The sequence below is a fragment of the Streptomyces rubradiris genome (genome assembly GCF_016860525.1).
Taxonomy (GTDB): Bacteria; Actinomycetota; Actinomycetes; order Streptomycetales; family Streptomycetaceae; genus Streptomyces; species Streptomyces rubradiris.
In genome coordinates, this window is record NZ_BNEA01000015.1 from 3585738 (window position 1) to 3609919 (window position 24182).

A 24182-nucleotide genomic window follows, 5' to 3' on the forward strand; every position below is an offset into this window, starting at 1 on the left:
ACTCCTCACGAATCCCGCCCCCGAGACCAAACCGCCGTCGATCCTAAGCGACTTTCCGCCTGGTTTGGACTAGTCGGTCAGTGCCCGGCGCAGCCGCTCCTCGTTCACGCGCCAGAAGGTGTGCTGCTCGCCGTCGACCAGGACCACGGGGATCTGCTCCCAGTAGCGGTCGTGGAGCTCCCGGTCCCGCGTGATGTCCTTGGCCTCCCACGGCACCGCGAGGTCGCCGCACACCTTCTCGACCACCGCCTGCGCGTCGTCGCACAAGTGGCAGCCGGGCTTGCGGATCAGGGTCACCAGCCGCGCTCGCGGCTCTGCCTTGCGTCGGAAGAGCGGACTCATACCGGCCATTCTCGCGCGCCCCGGCCTCCCCTTCGCCCGGCGTTCACACCACGCCAACCTCTCGACTCCGGAACCTTCGGACACAGTGGCTATGCTCGCGTCATGGCCGCTCTCGGATGGCTCACTCCCCGTAGGCGCTCCGCCACGGCGCGGAGCGTGTTGGCAGGCGAGGCTTCGGCGGAGGCCGCCCGCAAGTCCTCGCAGGAGACCGCCACGCCCGAGGAACCGGTGTTCCCGGTGATCGGCGACGACAAGGCCGCCGCCTTCTTCGACCTGGACAACACGGTCATGCAGGGCGCCGCGCTCTTCCACTTCGGCCGCGGGCTGTACAAGCGGAAGTTCTTCGAGACCCGCGACCTCGCCCGGTTCGCCTGGCAGCAGGCCTGGTTCCGGCTGGCCGGCGTCGAGGACCCCGAGCACATGCAGGACGCCCGCGACTCGGCGCTGTCGATCGTCAAGGGCCACCGGGTCGCCGAGCTGGAGTCGATCGGCGAGGAGATCTACGACGAGTACATGGCCGACCGGATCTGGCCCGGCACCCGCGCCCTGGCCCAGGCCCACCTGGACGCGGGCCAGAAGGTGTGGCTGGTCACCGCGGCCCCGGTGGAGATCGCCCAGGTGATCGCGCGCCGCCTCGGCCTGACCGGCGCCCTCGGCACGGTGGCCGAGTCGGTCGACGGCGTCTACACCGGACGGCTGGTCGGCGAACCGCTGCACGGACCCGCCAAGGCGGAGGCGGTGCGCGCGCTGGCCGCCGCCGAGGGGCTGGACCTCTCCCGCTGCGCGGCCTACAGCGACAGCCACAACGACATCCCGATGCTGTCCCTGGTCGGCCACCCCTACGCCATCAACCCGGACGCCAAGCTGCGCCGGCACGCCCGCGAGCAGGACTGGCGGCTGCGCGACTACCGCACGGGACGCAAGGCGGCGAAGGTCGGCATCCCGGCCGCCGCGGGCGTCGGCGCGGTCGCCGGCGGCACCGCGGCCGCGATCGCCCTGAGCCGACGGCGCCGGTAGCCGAGGACCGGCCGCGAAACCCCCGTCCGGGCTCCCGGAAACCCCCGTCCGCACTCCCGTCCGCGCGCACGATTGTGCCGCGGCCATTTCAACACGTCGCGTACTTCACCGAAACACGCCTCTTTTCGTTCAACAACCGATCAGATTCTTGAACTTGATCGGGCATCAAACGGCAACAGAAGCGACGCAAACGACGATTTGAGCAACTCGGTGTAGCAGCGCCTGTACGAAGCGTTATTCTCCTCAGACGCAAACCGGAACCCCTCCGTCGCTACGACGGGTGAACGGTCCCGCACTGCACGTGATGGAAGCTCTGCCTCTGGGAGTCCCGTGTACCCACACGTCGGGGTTGACGCCTCGGGCCTGGCTACGCTGCGCGCAACGGTCGCGACGGTCAAGGAAACACTGCGCGGCTTCGTCCCCACCGCGTACGCCGTCCCCGCCTTCGCAGCCGCCGCGCCCGCGGGCCCGTGCTACGCACTGGCCGACGGCAGCGCCGCCGTCGGCAGACGGGGGCGTGCCACCGGCGCGGCCACCGCCCGCCGGCCGGCCGCCGACAGCGACAGCGCCCGCATGATGGACCTCGTCGAACGCGCCCAGTCCGGCGAGGCCGAGGCCTTCGGGCGCCTCTACGACCAGTACAGCGACACCGTCTACCGGTACATCTACTACCGCGTCGGCGGCCGGGCCACCGCCGAGGACCTCACCAGCGAGACCTTCCTGCGGGCGCTGCGCCGGATCGGCACCTTCACCTGGCAGGGCCGCGACTTCGGCGCCTGGCTGGTCACCATCGCCCGGAACCTGGTCGCCGACCACTTCAAGTCCAGCCGCTTCCGCCTGGAGGTCACCACCGGCGAGATGCTCGACGCCAACGAGGTCGAGCGCTCCCCGGAGGACTCCGTCCTGGAGTCCCTGTCCAACGCCGCCCTGCTCGACGCCGTACGACGGCTCAACCCCCAGCAGCAGGAGTGTGTGACGCTCCGCTTCCTCCAGGGCCTCTCGGTCGCCGAGACCGCCCGCGTCATGGGCAAGAACGAGGGCGCCATCAAGACCCTCCAGTACCGCGCCGTGCGCACCCTCGCCCGGCTGCTGCCCGACGACGCCCGCTGAGCGGGAGGGCAGCGGGCGACAGCGGGCTACGGTGGGCGACGGTGGGTGGTGCTCAACTCACGTTCTGTCAAGGCGTGTTGCCTTTCCGAACCGGCCGCCCGCCGTCCGTAACCCAAGTGCCGCGCCAGTCGTTGTGCGGGATACAGGCTCCCTGTGGTCACGTCCCGGCCCTCCCTGATCACCCGATCCGGGGACCCGGCCGTGGGCGTGCAACCCTCAGGACCCCCTGGGGAGTCGACCGTCATGACGAGAGGAGGTGCCGCCAGTGATCGCGAACGTATCGGCGCACCGGCGGGCGAACGCCTTCGCCCAGGCCCTGGAGGAGCAGTCCGACCGGGACACGGCGGCCGAGCAGTCCGAAGACCCGGCGGGTTCCCCGCCGACCGCCGAGGAACCGACCGGACAGGGCGAGCTGCTGGCCCTGGCGGCGGGACTCGGCGCGCTGCCCAGGCCGCAGCTCGACCCGGAGGTCAAGGCCGTCCAGCGGGCCCAGCTGGTGGCCGCGATGGAGGCCATGCTCCAGGAGGGGACCGGGGCGGCGGACACGTCGGTACCGGAACAGCGTTCCCACCGGGCGAGGGGCGAGCACCGGGCGGGCCCGCTCGGCAAGTTCCGCCCGCGCACCAGGCTGACCAAGGGGCTCGCGGCCGGCGGGCTCAGCGTCGGCGTGGCCGCCGGGGCCTTCGGCGGGGTCGCCGCCGCCAGCTCCGACGCCCTGCCCGGCGACTCGCTGTACGGCCTGAAGCGCGGCATCGAGGACTTCAAGCTCAACTACCTGACCGACGGCGACGACCAGCGCGGCCAGAGCTACCTCGACCAGGCCGCCACCCGGCTCGGCGAGGTCCGCCGGCTGTTGGAGCGCGGCCGGGGCGGTCACCTGGACCACGAGTCCATCGGCGAGATCCGCCGCACCCTGTCCGGGATGCGGCACGACGTCACCGAGGGCCACCGGCTGCTGCACGCGGCCTATCAGGCCGACCCGGACTCCCTGGGCCCCATCCAGGCGCTGGACGCCTTCTCCCGGTCCCACCGCCAGGCGTGGAGCACGCTCAGCGACAAGCTCCCCGTCCAGCTCGGTGACGTCAAGCAGGAGGTGTCCTCGGTCTTCGACGCCATAGACGAAGAGGTCGCTCCGCTGCAGTCGCTGCTCCCGCAGCAGCCGGCCCGGCCCGGCGAGGGCGGGCACCAGGGCGGCTCCGGACCGGCGTCCCCGGGCTCCTCCGGCACCGACCGGTCGGCCCCGCCCGGCTCCACCGGCCACGACGCCCCGTCCCCCGGCCGGCACACCGGCACCGACGCGCCGAGCGACCCGGCCACCGGCAGCGGCGGCGAGGGCCTCCTCGGCGGCGACACCGGCGGCCTGCTCGACCCGCCGAAGAGCGGCACCACCGGCAGCTCCCCGTCCGCCGGCAAGTCGCCGTCGGCCCCGCCGGACGTCACCATCCCGCCGCTCATCCCGGACCTGCTCCCCGACCTCGGCATCGACGGCCAGGACGCGGACTAGCCCGGTACGGCCACGGCCGCGGGGCGCCCCTTTCCGAGCAGGGGCGCCCCGCGGCCGTACGCCCTTTCGCGGAACGCGCGGAAGAAAGGCTCAGAAGAACACCGACCGCCGCTGCACCAACAGCTTGTACAGCGTGTGCTGGATCTGCTCGCGGACCTGATCGGTCAGGTTGAACATCAGCATCGGGTCCTCGGCGGCCTCCGGCGGATAACCGTCCGTCGGGATCGGCTCGCCGAACTGGATCGTCCACTTCGTCGGCAGCGGGATCGCCCCCAGCGGGCCCAGCCAGGGAAACGTCGGCGTCAGCGGGAAGTACGGGATGCCCAGCACCCGGGCCAGCGTCTTGGCGTTGCCGATCATCGGGTAGATCTCCTCCGCCCCGACGATCGAGCACGGCACGATCGGCACGCCCTGGCGCAGCGCCGTGGAGACGAAGCCGCCCCGGCCGAACCGCTGGAGCTTGTAGCGCTCGCCGAAGGGTTTCCCGATGCCCTTGAAGCCCTCCGGCATCACCCCGACCAGCTCGCCCTGGCCCAGCAGGCGTTCCGCGTCCTCCGCGCAGGCGAGGGTGTGGCCCAGCTTGCGGGCCAACTCGTTGACCACCGGCAGCACGAAGACCAGGTCGGCCGCCAGCAGCCGCAGGTGCCGGCCGGCCGGATGGTGGTCGTGCACCGCCACCTGCATCATCAGGCCGTCCAGCGGCAGCGTCCCGGAGTGGTTGGCGACGATCAGCGCCCCGCCCTCGGCCGGGATGTTCTCGATGCCCTTCACCTCGACCCGGAAGTACTTCTCGTACACCGGCCGCAGCAGCGACATCAGGAGCTGGTCGGTCAGCTCCTCGTCGTAACCGAAATCGTCGACCTCGTAGTCCCCGGTGAGCCGGCGCCGCAGGAAGGCCAGCCCGGCCGCCACCCGCCGCTCCAGACCGCCGCCCCGGCCGTCGCCCTGCCCGTCGCTCCCCGGCGGCTCCACCTGCTCGTCCTCCCCTGCCCGCTCGCGGCCCGGCAGCGGCTGGACCGCGCCCATCTCGCCCGGCTCCCCGAGCGCGCCGCGCCGGCCGCCCCCGCCGCGGCGGCGTGCCTGGCGCTGTGCGGCGCTCCCCCGGGACCGGTCGTCGTCGAACGGAATGACCTTGGCGTCCGCCATCGTTGCCGCTCCTCAGTTGGCGCTGTGCGTCTGGGGGTGGCCGACCGCCCTCGCGGACAGCTCGGCGACCCGGTCGACGGCCCCGGCGAGGGTCTGAGGCGGCAGCAGCCCCGGGCCCAGCGCGTGCGCGAAGTCCGCGAACGTCTCGGCCGTCGTGTAGCGGGGGGTGAAGCCCAGCGTCTCGCGCATCTGGCCGGTGTCCACCACCCGCCCGTGGGTGAGCAGCCGGATCTGCTCCGGTGAGAAGTCCGTCATACCGAGCGTACGCACCAGGGACCCGGCCCAGGTGACCGCGGGCAGCAGCAGCGGCACGGTGGGCCGGCCCAGCCGCCGGGAGCACTGCGACAGCAGCAGCACGCCGTCCCCGGCGATGTTGAAGGTGCCGCTGTTGAGGGTGGACCGGCGCGGCTCGTGCGAGGCGATTCGCAGCACCTCGATGACGTCGTCCTCGTGCACGAACTGCAGCCGCGGATCGTAGCCGAACACGGTCGGCAGGACGGGCAGCGAGAAGTAGGAGGCGAGCGGGGTCTCCACGGTGGGGCCGAGGATGTTGGCGAACCGCAGCACGCACACGGCGACGTCCGGCCGCCGCCGCGCGAACCCGCGCACATACCCCTCGACCTCGACGGCGTCCTTGGCGAAGCCGCCGCTGGGCAGCGACTTGGGCGGGGTCGTCTCGGTGAACACGGCCGGATCGCGCGGCGCCGAGCCGTAGACGTTCGTGCTGGACTTCACCACCAGCCGGCGCACGGCCGGCGACTTCTGGCAGGCGCCGAGCAGCTGCATGGTGCCGATGACATTGGTCTCCTTGACCGTGGCCCGGCTGCCGCCGCCCAGCGCGGTGCCGGTCACGTCCAGGTGGACGACCGTGTCGGCGCCGGACTCGGCGAGCACGCGGGCGATCGACGGCTGCCGGATGTCGGTCTGGACGAAGTCGGCGCCGCCCAGATGGTGCTCGGGCGGCACGGCGTCCACGGCGATCACCCGGTCCACCTCCGGGTCCCGCTGGATCCGCCGCACGAACCGGCCGCCGAGCTGCCGGGCCACCCCGGTGACGAGCACGACCCTTCCCACGATCGGCGCCTCCCTCCCGCGTATCCGGTATCCCGCGTTCCCCGTGTGCGGCCAACCTAGCCGGTCGGCTGTGCGGTGGGAGGACCCGAGGGGCGCGGGGGGACGGAATTTCCCCCGTCGGCACATGCCCGGAACATGCCTGCGGCCCCCCACCACTGCTGGTGGGGGGCCACAGGTGTCACGCTCTCGCGGCGTCGCTCACGGACACCCGCTTGCGCGGGGGACCGCTTACTTCTTGTTGCGACGCTGAACGCGCGTGCGCTTGAGCAGCTTGCGGTGCTTCTTCTTGGCCATCCGCTTGCGCCGCTTCTTGATAACAGAGCCCACGACTACCCTCGCTCACTTCTCATCACTCGGTTGTTTGGGCGCCATGGGCCCACACGACCTACGAGGGGCTAGCCTACCCAACCGAACGCCGAGGTCGTAATCGAGGGGGTTTCCCCTGGTCACCCGGGGGTCGCCGTCAGGCCGTCTCCACCCCCACATAGCTGTCGCGGAGGTACTCGTGTACCGCTTGCTCGGGGACGCGGAAGGACCGCCCCACCCGGATCGCGGGCAGATGACCGCTGTGCACCAGGCGGTACACGGTCATCTTGGACACTCGCATCACCGAGGCGACTTCCGCCACGGTAAGGAACTGAACCTCGTTCAGAGGCCTCTCGCCAGCTGCAGCCATGACACACCTGAACCTTCCGCACTCGACGGCCACCGGCTTCCCCTTCCGGTGACTCTTCGTCGTTGCGTGCTCACTCCCCAGACTAGGGGCGGGTGATGCGAGTGGGGAAGAGGTGCACCCATCGGCGGCCTACTGTGACAGACAGGCCCGATTGAGCACGTAGCGGGTCAGCGGCCGGTAGTGACCAGACCGGACTGCGTCATCAACCGGAACGACGACGGCCACCCGTCCCTCGGCCTCGCCGACGAACGGCGCCGGGTCGTCGGTGTCGGCCAGCCCGATGGCCTCGAACCCCAGCTGACCTGCGCCGCAGACCCATCCGTGATCGCCGACCACCAGCTCGGGCAGCGGCCCGCCGGCCTGTGCCGCGGCCTCCAGCGCGACCCGAACCGGCAGCGGTGAGTGGCTGTGGGCACCCGGCTCACAACCGGGGCGCCCGCTCGCCGGTTCCCGCATCAGGGCAACCCCTCGTACGTAGTCGAGGCGATGCGGACGTAGGCCGAACCGGGTCAATATGTCGACACAACGACCCTGCGCAGGGGTGAGGATCTCACATCCCGCCGTTGACAGCGCGTCCGCCAGAGCGGCGTAGAAACCGAGCAGTCGCCGGGGGTGCCCGGTGCCCAGCAGCACGGGCGCGCCGCGCCGGGCCGCCGCCCGGATCCGCCCGGCGAAGGCGTCCAGCGCGGCGAGCGTCCGCTCCGGATCGATCACGTCCGGCCCGCTCGTGTGGCGCGGGTCGGCCGAGACCCCGCACCTGCGCGCCATCAGGGCGAGCAGGTCGGGGAACTCCCAGGCGCCCTCGGGATCGATCCCGATCAGCACGCGCGGGTCCCGGGCCGCGAACAGCCGGTAACTGCGCAGGCTTTCCTCCCGTGAGGTCGCCACCGCCCCGGCCAGCCCGGCGGCCACCAGGTGGGCGCGGAGCCGGGCGGGGGACGACACGGATGCGATGGTGGCCCATCGGAGCCCGGGACGGGGCGGAAACAGCGGGATTCGCGCGGATGGCCTAACGACTGTCCGCGTGCGGGGACGGCTTCACCGCCGCCTGTGCGCGCCGACTGCCGCTGGCCCAACGCTGCCCGCGTACGGGGACGGCTCACGGCCCCCTGAGCGCGCCGACTGCCGCACGGTTGCCTGCGTGGCTGCGGGCAGTCACACCGCGGGGGCTCTGCCGCCGGGCGCCGGGCAACGGACGGCGGCCGACCGGGCCGGGTGGCGGGCGTCACCGGCGGCCGACCTGGCCAGGGGCGGGCAGCCTTACGGCAGCAGGCCCCGCAGGGGGAACACCGCCCGGCGGGTGGCCAGTACGGCCTGGTCGATCCGGTCGGCGGGGTCGTAGCCCGTCTCCCAGTCGCCGTACTCCACCGGCCACCGCCCGTCCGTCATCCGCTGCGGGCCGAGCTGCCGGGTCCGGGCGAACACGTCCCGCCGCCAGCCCTCGGGGATCTCCGTCCCGGGCTCGACCGGCCGGCCCGCCACGATCCCCACCAGGTGCGTCCACGAACGCGGTACGACGTCGACGACCGCGTATCCGCCCCCGCCCAGCGCGACCCACTTGCCGCCCGCGTACGCGTGCGCCAGCTCGTGGCACGCCAGCTGCACCGCCCGCTGCGCGTCCAGCGAGACGGCCAGGTGCGCGAGCGGGTCCTCGAAGTGGGTGTCGGCGCCGTGCTGGGACACCAGGACCTGCGGCCGGAAATCGGCGAGCAGCTCCGGCACCACGGCGTGGAACGCCCGCAGCCACCCCGCGTCCCCCGTGCCGGCGGGCAGCGCCACGTTCACCGCGGCGCCCTGGCCCGCGTCCGCGCCCGTCTCCTGCGGCCACCCGGTCCCCGGGAACAGCGTGCCGGGGTGCTCGTGCAGCGAGATCGTCAGCACCCGCGGGTCCTCCCAGAACGCGGCCTGCACCCCGTCCCCGTGGTGCACGTCGACGTCCACGTAGGCGACCCGCTCGGCGCCCAGCTCCAGCAACCGCGCGATCGCGAGCGCCGCGTCGTTGTACACGCAGAACCCCGACGCGCCGCCCGGCATCGCGTGGTGCAGCCCGCCCGCGAAGTTCACCGCGTGCTCGGCGTCCCCCCGCCACACCGCCTCGGCGGCCCCCACCGACTGGCCCGCGATCAGCGCGGACACCTCGTGCATCCCGGCGAACGCCGGATCGTCGAGCGTGCCGAGCCCGTACGACCCGTCGGCCCCCGCCGGGTCCGCCGAGGCGGCCTTCACCGCGTCGATGTAGTCCTGCCGGTGCACCAGCTTCAGCGTCGACTCGCCGGCCGGTCTGGCCGCGACGACCGCCAGTTCCCGGTCGAGCCCGAAGGCACCGACCAGCCGGCGGGTCAACTCCAGCCGGACCGGGTCCATCGGATGGCTCGGACCGAAGTCATAGCCCGTTACTGCCTCGTCCCACACCAGCTGTGCGCGGCCGCTCATGCCCGCCACCGTATCGGTCCGGTTGAGCCGCGAACGACCTGGCGTACCCCAGGGTCACCAGCACCAACACCATCGGCACCAGCATCGCGCCCCGGTAGCTCCAGGCGTCCCCCAGGGCCCCCACCAACGGCGAACCGATCAGGAAACCCACGTAGTTGAAGATGTTCAGTCGCGCGATCGCCGCGTCCGAGGCCCCCGGGCCGTGCCGCTCGAACGCGCGCCGCCCGGCCGCAGCGAAGGTCTGCGGCACGAGCACGCACAGCCCGAGGCCCAGCAGCGTGAACCCGAGCATCCCCGATCCAGGGCCGGGCGCCAGCGCCACCACCGCGAACCCGCCGGCCGCGACCAGCGCCCCGAGCCGGACGACCGCCACCGCGCCGAACCGCCGCACCCCGAGGTCCCCGACGGCCCGCCCGGCCAGCGTGGTCACCATGTACACGTTGTACGGCACGGTCGCGAGCTGCTCCGAGCCGCCCAGCACGTCCTTCAGGTACTTCGCGCTCCAGTTGGAGACGGTGGAGTCCCCGATGTAGGCGAAGGTCATCACCAGGCACAGCGGCAACAGCAGCCTGAAGCCGACGCCACCGCCGTCTCCCGGTGTCTCCCGCACCGGCGTCGGCTCCCCGTCGACGTACCACCGGCTCCCCAGCAGCGCCGCCGGCAGCAGCACGGCCACCACCGGCAGGTACGACACCCACAGCGCGAGCTGCCAGTGCGCCCCGGCCCAGGCGAGCGAGGCCCCCACGATCCCGCCCAGGCTGTAGACGGCGTGGAAACCCAGCATGATGCTGCGCCCGTACGACCGCTGGAGGCTGACCCCGAGCATGTTCATGGACGCGTCCAGCGCGCCCACCGCCAGGCCGAAGACGCCCAGCGCCACCGCCAGCACGGCCACCTGCCCGGCTCCGCCCGCCCCGGCCCCGAGCAGGGCCAGCAGCACCACCGGCTGGGACCAGCGCAGCACCCGGCTCGGCCGGACCCGCCGCACCAGCCACTCCGTGGCCACGCTGCCGGCCCCGGCGAGGACCGGTACGGCGGCCAGGAAGACGGGGAGCAGCGCGTCGGAGACTCCGTACCGGTCCTGGACGGCCGGGATGCGCGTCACCAGCAGGGCGAAGGCGGCGCCCTGCGCGAAGAAGGCGAACGCGAGCGAGGCTCTGCCGCGCCGCAGCACATCGGTCATGGCGGCGAGGGTAGGGCCCCCGGGTACCCGTGGGTAGATCCAGCCAAAGGTGAATTTCCGTCAGCTCCACCGGGTCCGCGGCGGAGTCAGACCGCGGCGGCCACCGCCGGACGCTCGGCCCGGCCGGCCTCCACCTCGGCCGTGAGCATGTCCTCCATCGGTCCGGCGGCCAGGCCGCCGCTGAGCAGGAACCCGATCGCCATGGCCGCGACCAGGAGGACCGAGCCCAGCCACACCATGGTGTCCACCGGAACGGTGTAGGCGCCCACGGCCCGCACCACGCACTCGGCCAGCAGGACCAGCCCCCACACCACGGAGAAGACCCGCTCCTTGCGCCGGAAGGCGGCGGATCCGGCCGCGGCCCCGGACGTCAGCCGCCGGAAGGCGGCTTCCCTGGCCGGGTCGCCCTTCACTAGGAAGGGCTTCATGGCCTCGGTCATCATCGGCTTCCCCAGCCCGACGGAGACCAGGATGCCGATGGCCACCGTGCTGCTGACCCCGCTGTCCTTGGCGAGCATGAGCCGCGGGTCGCCGGAGACGAAACTCAGCAGCAGCGAGACGACGTTGACGGCGAGGATCAGGACGGCGAGCGCGTTGGTACGGCGCTCCTTCACCAGGGCCCATACGGTCCGCAAGGCCGGTACGACGCTGCTCCAGGCGAGCGCCGCGAAGGTGCTCGTCCCGAAGGCTTCCTTGAGGAGGTAGTACGAGCCGAGCGGCACCGCCACATCGATGAGCAGTGGCTTGAAGTTGTCCAGCGCGCTCGGCGTACCGTCCTGGTTCCCCGTGGTCTTCATCATGCCCTCAGCATCGCCTTCGGGCGGGGTCCGGCAGTAGAAACGATCGTCCCCGGCTCCGCATGACAAATGTCAGCCCGGTCCCCGGACCCGGGTCACATCAGCAGACCGGCCAACTCGCCCATGTCCGCGAAGAGTCGACCGGCGCCCTCTAGCCGCTCCGGCGGTGTCATCGCGGTGAACCCGTACACGTCCATCCCGGCCGCCACGGCCGCCTGGACGCCCAGCGGGGAGTCCTCCACGACCACGCACCGCCCGGGGGCCACCCCCATCCGCTCGGCCGCGTACAGGAACAGGTCCGGCGCCGGCTTGCCCCGACCGACGTCCTCGGAGCTGAAGATCCGCTCGTCGGTGAACCACCGGTCGAGCCCGGTCGTACGGTGCCCCACCCGTATCCGCTCGTGGCTCCCGGAGGAGGCCACGCAGTACGGCACCCCGTCCGCGACCAGCTTCTCCAGTACGTCCGTCACCCCGGGCACGGGCCGCAACTCCCGCTCGAACGCGGCGAACACCCGCGCGTGGAAGACCTCGTCGAAGTCCTCCGGCAGCCGCTGGCCCGTGCGCTCCAGCACCAGATCGTGGACGCGGTGCATCGCCGAGCCCATGTAGTCGCGGATGGAGTCCTCGTACGACGTCGGGTGTCCGAGCTCGGTGAGATAGCCGGCCAGGAGCCGGTTGGAAAGGGGCTCGCTGTCCACGAGGACACCGTCGTTGTCGAAGATGACGAGGTCATAGCGCATGCCGTCGACCTTAATGGACCCATGGCGCATGGACCCGAAACGCGGAAAACCCCCGCACCGTAAGGTGCGGGGGTCTCCCTCAAAAATTGTTCGGCGGCGTCCTACTCTCCCACAGGGTCCCCCCTGCAGTACCATCGGCGCTGTGAGGCTTAGCTTCCGGGTTCGGAATGTAACCGGGCGTTTCCCTCACGCTATGACCACCGAAACACTATGAAACAAACAACAACCGAAGGCTGTTCGTGGTTTCAGAACCAACACAGTGGACGCGAGCAACTGAGGACAAGCCCTCGGCCTATTAGTACCGGTCACCTCCACACGTTACCGTGCTTCCAGATCCGGCCTATCAACCCAGTCGTCTACTGGGAGCCTTACCCCATCAAGTGGGTGGGAGTCCTCATCTCGAAGCAGGCTTCCCGCTTAGATGCTTTCAGCGGTTATCCCTCCCGAACGTAGCCAACCAGCCATGCCCTTGGCAGAACAACTGGCACACCAGAGGTTCGTCCGTCCCGGTCCTCTCGTACTAGGGACAGCCCTTCTCAAGACTCCTACGCGCACAGCGGATAGGGACCGAACTGTCTCACGACGTTCTAAACCCAGCTCGCGTACCGCTTTAATGGGCGAACAGCCCAACCCTTGGGACCGACTCCAGCCCCAGGATGCGACGAGCCGACATCGAGGTGCCAAACCATCCCGTCGATATGGACTCTTGGGGAAGATCAGCCTGTTATCCCCGGGGTACCTTTTATCCGTTGAGCGACGGCGCTTCCACAAGCCACCGCCGGATCACTAGTCCCGACTTTCGTCCCTGCTCGACCCGTCGGTCTCACAGTCAAGCTCCCTTGTGCACTTACACTCAACACCTGATTGCCAACCAGGCTGAGGGAACCTTTGGGCGCCTCCGTTACCCTTTAGGAGGCAACCGCCCCAGTTAAACTACCCATCAGACACTGTCCCTGATCCGGATCACGGACCCAGGTTAGACATCCAGCACGACCAGACTGGTATTTCAACGACGACTCCACCCACACTGGCGTGCGAGCTTCACAGTCTCCCAGCTATCCTACACAAGCCGAACCGAACACCAATATCAAACTGTAGTAAAGGTCCCGGGGTCTTTCCGTCCTGCTGCGCGAAACGAGCATCTTTACTCGTAGTGCAATTTCACCGGGCCTATGGTTGAGACAGTCGAGAAGTCGTTACGCCATTCGTGCAGGTCGGAACTTACCCGACAAGGAATTTCGCTACCTTAGGATGGTTATAGTTACCACCGCCGTTTACTGGCGCTTAAGTTCTCAGCTTCGCCCACCCGAAAGTGAGCTAACCGGTCCCCTTAACGTTCCAGCACCGGGCAGGCGTCAGTCCGTATACATCGCCTTACGGCTTCGCACGGACCTGTGTTTTTAGTAAACAGTCGCTTCTCGCTGGTCTCTGCGGCCACCCCCAGCTCACGGCGCAAAGCCGATCACCAGACGTGGCCCCCCTTCTCCCGAAGTTACGGGGGCATTTTGCCGAGTTCCTTAACCATAGTTCACCCGAACGCCTCGGTATTCTCTACCTGACCACCTGAGTCGGTTTAGGGTACGGGCCGCCATGAAACTCGCTAGAGGCTTTTCTCGACAGCATAGGATCATCCACTTCACCACAATCGGCTCGGCATCAGGTCTCACCCTGCAAGAGTGGCGGATTTGCCTACCACTCGGGCTACACCCTTACCCCGGGACAACCACCGCCCGGGATGGACTACCTTCCTGCGTCACCCCATCACTCACCTACTACCAACTTGGGTCAGCGGCTCCACCACTCCCCTTTGCCCGAAGGCTCCAGGGCGGCTTCACGGCCTTAGCATCACTGGATTCGATGTTTGACGCTTCACAGCGGGTACCGGAATATCAACCGGTTATCCATCGACTACGCCTGTCGGCCTCGCCTTAGGTCCCGACTTACCCTGGGCAGATCAGCTTGACCCAGGAACCCTTAGTCAATCGGCGCAAACGTTTCTCACGTTTGTATCGCTACTCATGCCTGCATTCTCACTCGTCAACCGTCCACGACTACCTTCCAGTGCCGCTTCACCCGGCAGACGACGCTCCCCTACCCATCACAACACCCGTTAGGGCTATACGCTGCAATGACACGACTTCGGCGGTACGCTTGAGCCCCGCTACATTGTCGGCGCGGAATCACTAGACCAGTGAGCTATTACGCACTCTTTCAAGGGTGGCTGCTTCTAAGCCAACCTCCTGGTTGTCTCTGCGACTCCACATCCTTTCCCACTTAGCGTACGCTTAGGGGCCTTAGTCGATGCTCTGGGCTGTTTCCCTCTCGACCATGGAGCTTATCCCCCACAGTCTCACTGCCGCGCTCTCACTTACCGGCATTCGGAGTTTGGCTAAGGTCAGTAACCCGGTAGGGCCCATCGCCTATCCAGTGCTCTACCTCCGGCAAGAAACACACGACGCTGCACCTAAATGCATTTCGGGGAGAACCAGCTATCACGGAGTTTGATTGGCCTTTCACCCCTAACCACAGGTCATCCCCCAGGTTTTCAACCCTGGTGGGTTCGGTCCTCCACGAAGTCTTACCTCCGCTTCAACCTGCCCATGGCTAGATCACTCCGCTTCGGGTCTTGAGCGTGCTACTAAAACCGCCCTATTCGGACTCGCTTTCGCTACGGCTTCCCCACCCGGGTTAACCTCGCAACACACCGCAAACTCGCAGGCTCATTCTTCAAAAGGCACGCAGTCACGAGACACCAGCAAGCTGATGTCCGACGCTCCCACGGCTTGTAGGCACACGGTTTCAGGTACTATTTCACTCCGCTCCCGCGGTACTTTTCACCATTCCCTCACGGTACTATCCGCTATCGGTCACCAGGGAATATTTAGGCTTAGCGGGTGGTCCCGCCAGATTCACACGGGATTTCTCGGGCCCCGTGCTACTTGGGTGTCTCTCAAACGAGCCGCTGACGTTTCGACTACGGGGGTCTTACCCTCTACGCCGGACCTTTCGCATGTCCTTCGCCTACATCAACGGTTTCTGACTCGTCCCACGGCCGGCAGACCGTAGAAGAGAGATCCCACAACCCCCACGACGCAACCCCTGCCGGGTCTCACACGTCGAAGGTTTGGCCTCATCCGGTTTCGCTCGCCACTACTCCCGGAATCACGGTTGTTTTCTCTTCCTGCGGGTACTGAGATGTTTCACTTCCCCGCGTTCCCTCCACACTGCCTATGTGTTCAGCAGCGGGTGACAGCCCATGACGACTGCCGGGTTTCCCCATTCGGAAACCCCCGGATCAAAGCCTGGTTGACGACTCCCCGGGGACTATCGCGGCCTCCCACGTCCTTCATCGGTTCCTGGTGCCAAGGCATCCACCGTGCGCCCTTAAAAACTTGGCCACAGATGCTCGCGTCCACTGTGCAGTTCTCAAACAACGACCAGCCACCCATCACCCCCGGACGAATCCGAAGTTCACTGGGGCCGGCAACTGAGGAAAGTTCATTCCCTCAGACACCCAACAGCGTGCCCGACACCCTCGCCTCTCCATCTCACGTTCCACGCCGAAGCAGTACTAGCGACCAGAGAAGGTCAAGTGTGCCGAGTAGTCAACGTTCCACCCATGAGCTGACCACCGTCGAACATTCGCCGACGTAGTGGCTCTGGCTGCCTTGCGGCAGCTAGATGCTCCTTAGAAAGGAGGTGATCCAGCCGCACCTTCCGGTACGGCTACCTTGTTACGACTTCGTCCCAATCGCCAGTCCCACCTTCGACAGCTCCCTCCCACAAGGGGTTGGGCCACCGGCTTCGGGTGTTACCGACTTTCGTGACGTGACGGGCGGTGTGTACAAGGCCCGGGAACGTATTCACCGCAGCAATGCTGATCTGCGATTACTAGCGACTCCGACTTCATGGGGTCGAGTTGCAGACCCCAATCCGAACTGAGACCGGCTTTTTGAGATTCGCTCCACCTCACGGTATCGCAGCTCTTTGTACCGGCCATTGTAGCACGTGTGCAGCCCAAGACATAAGGGGCATGATGACTTGACGTCGTCCCCACCTTCCTCCGAGTTGACCCCGGCGGTCTCCCGTGAGTCCCCAGCACCACAAGGGCCTGCTGGCAACACGGGACAAGGGTTGCGCTCGTTGCGGGACTTAACCCAACATCTCACGACACGAGCTGACGACAGCCATGCACCACCTGTACACCGACCACAAGGGGGGCACCATCTCTGATGCTTTCCGGTGTATGTCAAGCCTTGGTAAGGTTCTTCGCGTTGCGTCGAATTAAGCCACATGCTCCGCCGCTTGTGCGGGCCCCCGTCAATTCCTTTGAGTTTTAGCCTTGCGGCCGTACTCCCCAGGCGGGGCACTTAATGCGTTAGCTGCGGCACGGACAACGTGGAATGTTGCCCACACCTAGTGCCCACCGTTTACGGCGTGGACTACCAGGGTATCTAATCCTGTTCGCTCCCCACGCTTTCGCTCCTCAGCGTCAGTATCGGCCCAGAGATCCGCCTTCGCCACCGGTGTTCCTCCTGATATCTGCGCATTTCACCGCTACACCAGGAATTCCGATCTCCCCTACCGAACTCTAGCCTGCCCGTATCGACTGCAGACCCGGGGTTAAGCCCCGGGCTTTCACAACCGACGTGACAAGCCGCCTACGAGCTCTTTACGCCCAATAATTCCGGACAACGCTTGCGCCCTACGTATTACCGCGGCTGCTGGCACGTAGTTAGCCGGCGCTTCTTCTGCAGGTACCGTCACTCTCGCTTCTTCCCTGCTGAAAGAGGTTTACAACCCGAAGGCCGTCATCCCTCACGCGGCGTCGCTGCATCAGGCTTTCGCCCATTGTGCAATATTCCCCACTGCTGCCTCCCGTAGGAGTCTGGGCCGTGTCTCAGTCCCAGTGTGGCCGGTCGCCCTCTCAGGCCGGCTACCCGTCGTCGCCTTGGTGAGCCGTTACCTCACCAACAAGCTGATAGGCCGCGGGCTCATCCTGCACCGCCGGAGCTTTACAACCCGGGAGATGCCTCCCAGGCTCATATCCGGTATTAGACCCCGTTTCCAGGGCTTGTCCCAGAGTGCAGGGCAGATTGCCCACGTGTTACTCACCCGTTCGCCACTAATCCCCTCCCGAAGGAGGTTCATCGTTCGACTTGCATGTGTTAAGCACGCCGCCAGCGTTCGTCCTGAGCCAGGATCAAACTCTCCGTGAATGTTTACCGGTAATCCGGTGTACACATCACGAGAGCGGTGCGAGAGGAGGAATAGTCCCCTCGCACACAGCGTCCTCGCTGTGTTTTTTCAAAGGAACCTCGTCCCAGCGGATGCTGGAGACGGGGTATCAACATATCTGGCGTTGACTTTTGGCACGCTGTTGAGTTCTCAAGGAACGGTCGCTTCCTTTGTACTCACCCTCTCGGGCTTTCCTCCGGGCGCTTCCCTTCGGTCTTGCGTTTCCGACTCTATCAGATCTTTTCTCGATCCGATTTCCTCGGTGCTTTCCAGGTTCCCGCTCTCGCGTTTCCCTTTCCGGCGGTTCCGACTCTATCAGATCCTTTCGGCGTCTGATCCCCGGTCAGCGGGGTTTGTCTTCGCGGCCGTTGGGCCGTTCCGACGAGTGAGACTTTAGCGGATTCCTGGCTCCCGAGCTAATCGGGGGCCGGCGTTCTTTCGAACGCGGATTCCTCATTTCGCAAATACGCACACCAAAGCAGTCGGCGCCGGAGCGTCGATGAGTGGGTGGTGCTTGCGGAATGGCTGTCCGGGGACCGACCGGAGTCGGCGCTCACGTCGGACAACTCGGAGAACACTACGGATCGGCAGGGGCCGTGTCAACCCACTGCCGTGGAGCACTCCCGAGGCGTACTGTGGACGGCGTGATGACGCGTACGTGTACCCAGTTCTGGTGGGCCGCCTGACGGCGGCCGTACTCACGTATGCACTCAACGGCCGCCGCCTCGGCGGCCGTTCTCGTCTCTCCCTCCGGGTCTGAGGGGGCCGGCCGCAGGGGCGGCGGTCCCGACCAGAAGGTGGAGTGGACATGACCCGGGTTTTCAGCGGGATCCAGCCGACCGGGCACCTGACCCTCGGCAACTACCTGGGAGCCATGCGGCGCTGGGCCGAGGTGGACCAGCACCGGGCCGATTCGCTGTTCTGCGTGGTGGACCTGCACGCGCTGACCGTGGAGCACGATCCGGCGCGGTTGCGCAGGCTCAGCCGGCAGACGGCGACGCTGCTGCTGGCGGCCGGGCTCGATCCCGAGGTGTGCACCCTGTTCCTGCAGAGCCATGTGGACGAGCACACCCGGCTGTCGTACCTGCTGGAGTGCGTGGCGACCGACGGCGAGATGCGGCGGATGATCCAGTACAAGGAGAAGGCCGCGAAACAGCGGGAGCGCGGGGGGAGCCTGCGGCTGTCGCTGCTGACGTACCCGGTGCTGATGGCCGCGGACATCCTGGCGTACGGCACGGACGAGGTGCCGGTCGGCGAGGACCAGACGCAGCACGTGGAGCTGGCCCGGGACGTGGCGGTGCGGTTCAACCAGCGCTACGGGCACACGTTCGTGGTGCCGCGGACGACGCTGCCCCCGGTCGCCGCGCGGGTGATGAACCTCCAGGACCCGACGCGGAAGATGGGGAAGTCGGACGAGTCGGGGACCGGCGTCGTCTATCTGCTGGACGAACCGGACGTGGTGCGCAAGAAGGTGCTGCGGGCGGTGACGGACAGCGGGCGGGAGGTCGTATACGACCGGGCGGCGCGGCCGGGCCTCGCCAATCTGCTGGACATTCTCGCCGCGTGCACGGGCGGGGACCCCGAGGCGCTGGCGGCCGGGTACGACTCGTACGGCTCCTTGAAGAAGGACACCGCGGAGGCCGTGGTGGAGGTGCTGCGGCCGGTGCGGGACCGGCACCGGGAGCTGTGCGCCGATCCGGCGTATGTGGAGGGGGTGCTGCGCGCCGGTGCGGAGAAGGCGCGGGCGCTGGCCCGGCCGACGGTCGATACTGCCTACCGGGCGATCGGGCTGCTGCCGCCCGTGGCGGAGCCCTCGCTGAGCACCGCGCTGTAGACACCGCCTTGCAGACGGGGTTTCCGTGGGCGGCGGTGGCCGCCCGCGGGGGCCCGGGACGGTCACTCCTTCTTGCCGGAGGCGAGTTCGCGGCTGCGGTCGCGGGCGGCTTCGAGGGCGGCGATGAGCGCGGCCCGTACGCCGTGGTTCTCCAGCTCGCGGATGGCGTTGATGGTGGTGCCGGCCGGGGAGGTGACGTTCTCCCGGAGCCTGACGGGGTGCTCGCCGCTGTCGCGGAGCATCACGGCGGCGCCGATCGCGGACTGGACGATGAGGTCGTGGGCCTTGTCGCGGGGCAGGCCGAGCAGGATGCCGGCGTCGGTCATGGCTTCGACCAGGTAGAAGAAGTAGGCCGGGCCGGAGCCGGACAGCGCGGTGCAGGCGTCCTGCTGGCTCTCGGGGACGCGCAGGGTCTTGCCGACCCCGCCGAAGATCTCCTCGGCGTGCGCGAGGTGCCGCTCGGTGGCGTGGCTGCCGGCCGAGATGACCGACATGGCCTCGTCCACGAGGGCGGGGGTGTTGGTCATGACCCGCACGACGGGGGTGCCCGGCGCCAGGCGCTCCTCGAAGAAGGAGGTGGGGATGCCGGCGGCCCCGCTGATGACCAGGCGGTCGGCGGGCAGGTGCGGGGCGAGTTCGTCCAGGAGGGCGCCCATGTCCTGCGGCTTGACCGTGAGGATCAGGGTGTCGGCGGTCTTGGCGGCCTCGGTGTTGGTGACCGGGTTGACGCCGTGGCGGGCGCGGAGTTCTTCGGCGCGTTCCGGGCGGCGGGCGGTCACCAGGAGGTCGGCGGGGGCCCAGCCGGCCCGGATCATTCCGCTGAGCAGGGCTTCGCCGATCTTGCCGGTGCCGAGGACTGCGACTTTCTGGCTCATGTGGATCAGTCTGGCACCGGCGTGCGCCGTGCGGGCCGGTTGTCCGGTGGGCGGAACGGCGGGGATCAGGGCGTGCGGGCGACGATGAGGAGGACGTCGTAGGTCTCCTCGACCATGCCGTCCGGGAAGACCTCGAGGAGGTGGGCGCGCTCCTGTTCCAGGAAGGCGGCCGCCCGTTCCTCGGGGATGACGAGGAAGGCGGAGTGGGTGGCCACGTTGGCGAGGTGGGTGTCGACCGGCACCCGGCGGCTCCAGCGGACCGTGCGGCGGGTGAAGTCCAGGCGTCCGCTGGGGTCGGCCTGTTCGACGCGTTCGCCGGCCTTGCGCTGTTCGCCGGCGACGTCGGTGCCGAGGAAGCGGCCGGCCCGGCCGGCGGCCTCGGCGATCCAGTCGACGTCCAGGGCGTTGGTGTTCCACCACAGGGCCAGCGCGCCGCCCGGGCGCAGGACGCGCAGCGCCTCCGGCACCGAGCGCGCCGGGTCGGTCCAGTGCCAGGCCTGGGCGTAGGTGATCAGGTCGGCGGTGGCGTCGGCGACGGGCAGGGCGTTGCCGTCGCCCCGGACGAGCGGGATGTGCGGCAGGGCGCGGCGGAACTCGGCGGCCATGCCCGCGCCGGGTTCGACGGCGAGGACGTCGGCGCCGCGGGCGTGCAGCAGGGTGCTGGCGATACCGGTTCCGGCGCCGACGTCCACGGCCCTGGCGCCGGACAGGGGGCGGCCGGCCAGTTCCTCGACGGCGTCGAGGAGGGCGGGCGGATAGGAGGGCCGGTTCGCGGCGTACCGGGCGGCGACGGCGTTGAAGGAACCGGCGCGGGCGGTGTGCTGGGCCTGCGGGTCGGCGGGCGGCGGCGGGGCGGCTGTCATGTGCTCAGGTCTACGGCATCCCGGTGATGCGCGGAAAGCCCGGGCGGCGGTTCAGCGGCGGCGCTTCTTGCGGGACGGGTTGCCGGTGCGGCGGGTGGCGCGGCGGGCGTGGGCCTCGCGGGCCTTCTCGTACTCCTCGCGGTGCAGTTTCTCGCCCGGTGCCTCGATGAGGGAGCGGACGAAGTAGGCGAGGAGGGAGCCGACGAAGCCGATGGCGAGCATTCCGCGCAGGGAGGCCTGGCGCTGCGGGTCGTGCCGCTTGCCGAAGCCCTCCCAGGTGTTGCGGAAGGCGAACGCGCTGCAGATCGCGAACATCACCACGATGAGGACGCTCACGAAGGGGCCGGTGTCGGCGATCCGGATGCCCTGGTAGGCGAGGCGGAGCACCAGGCAGGAGACGGCCGCGGCGGCGAGGGAGCCGATGGCGACCCCGGCGCGGCGGGCCGCGTAGCCGTTGTCGTGGCCGACCCAGGAGGTGCCGAAGAAGCGCAGGGGCTCGGGGCGGGGGCCGCCGCCCTGCTCCGTGTCGCCGGTGGAGCCCGCCGCGCTGTCCGGGGTGCCGGTTTCGTCGCTCACGGGCACGATTATCGCCCCGGCCGTGGACGGACTCCCGGCCGGGGCCCGGCCCGGTGCGCGCCGTCAGCCGCAGCGGGGGGCGACGTAGCCGTCGCTGCCGGTGTGGACGTAGGCGTCCGAGACGTACTCGCCGTTGTCGATGAGGTCCCAGATGTTGGTGGTGCCGTAGGGGCCGGAGACCGTGGTGCCGGGGGTCTGGCAGTAGATCGGCAGGCGGACGCCCACCGGCAGCACGCGGACCAGGTTGTACTGGGTGCCCGGACCGCTGCGGACGTTCAGCCGGACGCCCGGGGCGACGGCGTAGGTGCGTACGGCCGCGGCCGCCTGCGTGGTCAGGCCGGCCTGGCCCTCGTCCACGCCTCCGGCCTCTTGTGTGTCGACAGACATGAAAGTGGTCCTCCCCCGTCGCTCGCGAACTCGGTGAGAGCCGGCGCGAACCATGTGCGCGACTCGGGCACAGACGCTAGCAAGCCGCCTTAGTCCCGTACGAGTCATCGATTAGGCTCCGTGCGTCGCGCGCGCGGACGAACAGCACGGGGGTGGTCCATGGCGCCACAGCGCAACGCCGGAGCGAACGCGGAAGCGAATGCGGAAGCGGAACTTCCGGAATACGCCGGCCACTACCGGCTGGAGTCCCGTCTGGGCTCCGGCGGCATGGGGGTCGTCCACCTGGCCCGCAGCACCTCGGGGATGAAGCTCGCGGTAAAGGTCGTGCACGCGGAGTTCGCCCGGGATCCCGAGTTCAGAGGCCGTTTCCGGCAGGAGGTGGCCGCCGCCCGCCGGGTCAGCGGCGCCTTCACCGCGCCCGTCGTCGATGCCGATCCGGAGGCCGAGCGGCCCTGGATGGCCACCCTGTACATCCCCGGGCCGACCCTCTCCGAACACGTGAAGCGGAACGGCCCCATGACCCCGGAGCAGTTGCGCCGGCTGATGGCGGGGCTGGCCGAGGCGCTGCGCGACATCCACCGGGTCGGGGTGGTGCACCGGGATCTGAAGCCCGGCAACGTGCTGCTCGCCGAGGACGGGCCGAAGGTCATCGACTTCGGGATCTCCCGGCCCAAGGACAGCGAACTGCGCACCGAGACGGGCAAGCTGATCGGCACCCCGCCGTTCATGGCGCCCGAGCAGTTCCGGCGGCCCCGCGAGGTCGGTCCGGCCGCCGATGTCTTCGCGCTGGGCTCGGTGATCGTGCACGCGGCCACCGGGCGCGGCCCGTTCGACTCCGACAGTCCCTACGTCGTCGCCTACCAGGTCGTCCACGACGAGCCCGATCTGACCGGCGTGCCGCTCGGGCTCGCGGCGCTGGTGCGGCGGTGCCTGGCCAAGGAGCCCGAGGACCGGCCCACGCCGGACGAGCTGATGCGGGAACTGCGCTCGGTGGCGGCCTCGTACGACACCCAGGCGTTCATACCGGCACAGCGGACGGGTGAGGACACCCCCGCACCGGCGTCCGACTCCCCGCCGGCCGGGCGGCGCCGGGTGTGGCGCCCGGGGCGCGGCCGGGTGGCGGCGCGGCCCGTGTCGGAGCCGGTGGCCGCCGGTGCCGGGCGGCGCCCGGGGTGGCGGCCCGGCCGGGGGCGGGCGGCGGCGCTGACGGCCGGGGTGCTGGGGCTGACGCTGGCCGGCGGGCTCGCCGCGGTGTGGGTGACCGGGCGAGACGATCAGGCTCCGCCGGACGCGCCGGCCCTGACGGCGGCTTCCGGCGGCTGGACGGCCCGGCCCGCGGTCGGCGGCGCGGGCATGCCGCAGTGCTCGTACGACGCCGGGAAGCTGTTCTGCGCGCGGCCGGGCGTCGTCTACGCGCTCGGCGCCGCCGACGGCCGGCTGCTGTGGCGGCAGACGGTGGACACCCGGACCACGAGCGGTCCGCCGGCCGTCTCCGGCGGCCTGGTGCAGCCGTACACCGACGGCGGCTCCCGGCTCGCCGGGCTCGACCCGGCCACGGGCGAGGAGGTGTGGCGGCGCCGGCTGCCCGCGGGCACGACCGTGCGGTACGCCGGTGACACGGCGCTGCTCACCGGTGCCGACGGCACGGTCACCGGCGTGGACGGCGCGACCGGCCGTACCCGCTGGCACGGGGCCGTGCCCGGGCAGGGCGCGCCGTCCCTCGCCGCGTTCCCCGGCGGCACCTCGGCCTACGCGACCCGTACGTCCGCCGACGGCGGGCACACCCGGGTGACCGCCGTGGATCCGGCGAGCGGCCGGGTGCGGTGGGACGTGCGGCTGCGCGGCTGGCTCAAGCCGGTCGCCGACCGGGCGGCCGACGGGTCGGTGTTCTTCCTGGCGATGGACAGCGGCTACGGCGCCCGGGAGGTCGTCCGCTACACCCCCGCGAGCGGCGCGACCCGGCGGGTCGCGCTGCCCGCCGTGCTTGACGGGGCGCACGCCACCGTGCGCGGGGACGTCGTCTACGTGCTGGCCACCGGCGGTTCCCTGGACGCCGTGGACGTGGCGGCGGGCAGGCGGCTGTGGCATCTGGAGACATCGGTGAGCCGTGGCTCGCTGCCGGTCGCGCGGAACGGGCGGGTGTACCTGACCGCGGGCGACGGCCGGCTGCTCGCCGTGGACGCGGCGAAGGGGCGGCTGGTGGGGCAGACGCCCGCGCGGCTGGGCGCCGACTCGGCGCGGGTCATGAGCACACCGCCCGCTCCGGTGCCCGTGGGCACCCGGATCTGCGCGACCGCGCCGGACGGCACGGTGTTCGCCGTGGACGGCCGCGCGCCGGGGGCCTGGTGAGGCGGAGGCCGACGGCGAAAGGGCCGCCTCCCGGGGGA

At 69.4% G+C, this 24182-nt stretch carries 19 protein-coding genes and 3 rRNA genes; 5 read left to right on the forward strand and 17 right to left on the reverse strand.

Annotation, left to right across the window (positions count from 1 at the left end):
* Nucleotides 1-69 precede the first annotated feature (69 nt).
* A complete protein-coding gene (locus Srubr_RS29085; RefSeq protein WP_189994482.1) occupies nucleotides 70-351 on the reverse strand; it encodes a glutaredoxin family protein in 282 nt (93 codons plus the stop codon).
* Nucleotides 352-444: 93 nt separating this feature from the next.
* Between Srubr_RS29085 and Srubr_RS29090 the strand changes: the two genes are divergently transcribed.
* The 3 genes from Srubr_RS29090 to Srubr_RS29100 all read left to right on the forward strand — a co-directional run bounded on the left by Srubr_RS29090 (nucleotide 445) and on the right by Srubr_RS29100 (nucleotide 3973).
* Nucleotides 445-1359, forward strand: a complete 915-nt coding sequence (locus Srubr_RS29090; protein ID WP_189994484.1) for an HAD family hydrolase — start codon at nucleotides 445-447, stop codon at nucleotides 1357-1359.
* Nucleotides 1360-1689: 330 nt separating this feature from the next.
* On the forward strand, nucleotides 1690-2469 hold the full coding sequence (locus Srubr_RS29095) for an ECF subfamily RNA polymerase sigma factor, BldN family (protein WP_189994486.1): 780 nt from the start codon (nucleotides 1690-1692) through the stop codon (nucleotides 2467-2469).
* A 265-nt stretch (nucleotides 2470-2734) separates the two neighbouring features.
* Nucleotides 2735-3973, forward strand: a complete 1239-nt coding sequence (locus Srubr_RS29100) for a DUF5667 domain-containing protein (RefSeq protein WP_189994488.1) — start codon at nucleotides 2735-2737, stop codon at nucleotides 3971-3973.
* A 90-nt stretch (nucleotides 3974-4063) separates the two neighbouring features.
* On the opposite strand, the gene Srubr_RS29105 is transcribed toward Srubr_RS29100, so the two are convergent.
* The 12 genes from Srubr_RS29105 to Srubr_RS29160 all read right to left on the reverse strand — a co-directional run bounded on the left by Srubr_RS29105 (nucleotide 4064) and on the right by Srubr_RS29160 (nucleotide 17241).
* On the reverse strand, nucleotides 4064-5119 hold the full coding sequence (locus Srubr_RS29105; protein ID WP_189994490.1) for a lysophospholipid acyltransferase family protein: 1056 nt from the start codon (nucleotides 5117-5119) through the stop codon (nucleotides 4064-4066).
* Between the two features lie 12 nt (nucleotides 5120-5131).
* Nucleotides 5132-6193 (reverse strand): NAD-dependent epimerase/dehydratase family protein, encoded by a 1062-nt coding sequence (locus Srubr_RS29110; RefSeq protein WP_189994492.1) that lies wholly within the window; start codon nucleotides 6191-6193, stop codon nucleotides 5132-5134.
* Nucleotides 6194-6421: 228 nt separating this feature from the next.
* Nucleotides 6422-6520, reverse strand: a complete 99-nt coding sequence (locus Srubr_RS29115) for a 30S ribosomal protein bS22 (protein WP_003948845.1) — start codon at nucleotides 6518-6520, stop codon at nucleotides 6422-6424.
* Nucleotides 6521-6656: 136 nt separating this feature from the next.
* Nucleotides 6657-6869, reverse strand: a complete 213-nt coding sequence (locus tag Srubr_RS29120; protein ID WP_121791081.1) for a helix-turn-helix domain-containing protein — start codon at nucleotides 6867-6869, stop codon at nucleotides 6657-6659.
* A 129-nt stretch (nucleotides 6870-6998) separates the two neighbouring features.
* A complete protein-coding gene (locus tag Srubr_RS29125; protein WP_189994494.1) occupies nucleotides 6999-7814 on the reverse strand; it encodes a phosphatase in 816 nt (271 codons plus the stop codon).
* Between the two features lie 315 nt (nucleotides 7815-8129).
* Complete coding sequence (locus tag Srubr_RS29130) at nucleotides 8130-9302, reverse strand: acetoin utilization protein AcuC (protein WP_189994496.1); 1173 nt, start codon at nucleotides 9300-9302, stop codon at nucleotides 8130-8132.
* Entirely contained in the window at nucleotides 9253-10485 is a 1233-nt protein-coding gene (locus Srubr_RS29135; protein WP_189994497.1) for an MFS transporter, read from the reverse strand. Before Srubr_RS29135 ends, Srubr_RS29130 begins: the two co-directional genes overlap by 50 nt.
* 86 nt (nucleotides 10486-10571) lie before the next feature.
* Nucleotides 10572-11285: a VC0807 family protein gene (locus tag Srubr_RS29140; protein WP_189994499.1), complete on the reverse strand. Its 714-nt coding sequence runs from the start codon at nucleotides 11283-11285 to the stop codon at nucleotides 10572-10574.
* A gap of 92 nt (nucleotides 11286-11377) precedes the next feature.
* A complete protein-coding gene (locus Srubr_RS29145; RefSeq protein ID WP_189994501.1) occupies nucleotides 11378-12022 on the reverse strand; it encodes an HAD family hydrolase in 645 nt (214 codons plus the stop codon).
* 88 nt (nucleotides 12023-12110) lie between these two features.
* Nucleotides 12111-12227 (reverse strand): 5S ribosomal RNA (rrf, locus tag Srubr_RS29150).
* Between the two features lie 70 nt (nucleotides 12228-12297).
* Nucleotides 12298-15420, reverse strand: a 23S ribosomal RNA gene (locus tag Srubr_RS29155).
* 294 nt (nucleotides 15421-15714) lie between these two features.
* A 16S ribosomal RNA gene (locus Srubr_RS29160) occupies nucleotides 15715-17241 on the reverse strand.
* The 16S, 23S and 5S rRNA genes sit together here, the layout of an rRNA operon.
* Nucleotides 17242-18068: 827 nt before the next feature.
* Here Srubr_RS29160 and trpS point away from each other — a divergent pair.
* A complete protein-coding gene (trpS, locus tag Srubr_RS29165; RefSeq protein WP_189997804.1) occupies nucleotides 18069-19094 on the forward strand; it encodes a tryptophan--tRNA ligase in 1026 nt (341 codons plus the stop codon).
* Between the two features lie 62 nt (nucleotides 19095-19156).
* Here the strand turns inward: trpS and proC are convergent, their stop codons facing one another.
* From proC to Srubr_RS29185, 4 genes are all read right to left on the reverse strand, one after another.
* Entirely contained in the window at nucleotides 19157-19969 is an 813-nt protein-coding gene (gene proC, locus Srubr_RS29170; RefSeq protein WP_189997805.1) for a pyrroline-5-carboxylate reductase, read from the reverse strand.
* A gap of 65 nt (nucleotides 19970-20034) precedes the next feature.
* The gene (locus tag Srubr_RS29175) at nucleotides 20035-20832 is read right to left on the reverse strand and encodes a class I SAM-dependent methyltransferase (RefSeq protein WP_189997806.1); all 798 of its coding nucleotides are present in this window, start codon (nucleotides 20830-20832) and stop codon (nucleotides 20035-20037) included.
* A 51-nt stretch (nucleotides 20833-20883) separates the two neighbouring features.
* Nucleotides 20884-21408 (reverse strand): EamA/RhaT family transporter, encoded by a 525-nt coding sequence (locus Srubr_RS29180; protein ID WP_189997807.1) that lies wholly within the window; start codon nucleotides 21406-21408, stop codon nucleotides 20884-20886.
* Between the two features lie 63 nt (nucleotides 21409-21471).
* Entirely contained in the window at nucleotides 21472-21795 is a 324-nt protein-coding gene (locus tag Srubr_RS29185; protein ID WP_189997808.1) for an SH3 domain-containing protein, read from the reverse strand.
* Nucleotides 21796-21954: 159 nt separating this feature from the next.
* Here Srubr_RS29185 and Srubr_RS29190 point away from each other — a divergent pair, with 159 nt between their 5' ends.
* Nucleotides 21955-24144, forward strand: a complete 2190-nt coding sequence (locus Srubr_RS29190) for a serine/threonine-protein kinase (protein ID WP_189997809.1) — start codon at nucleotides 21955-21957, stop codon at nucleotides 24142-24144.
* The last annotated feature ends 38 nt before the right edge of the window (nucleotides 24145-24182 follow it).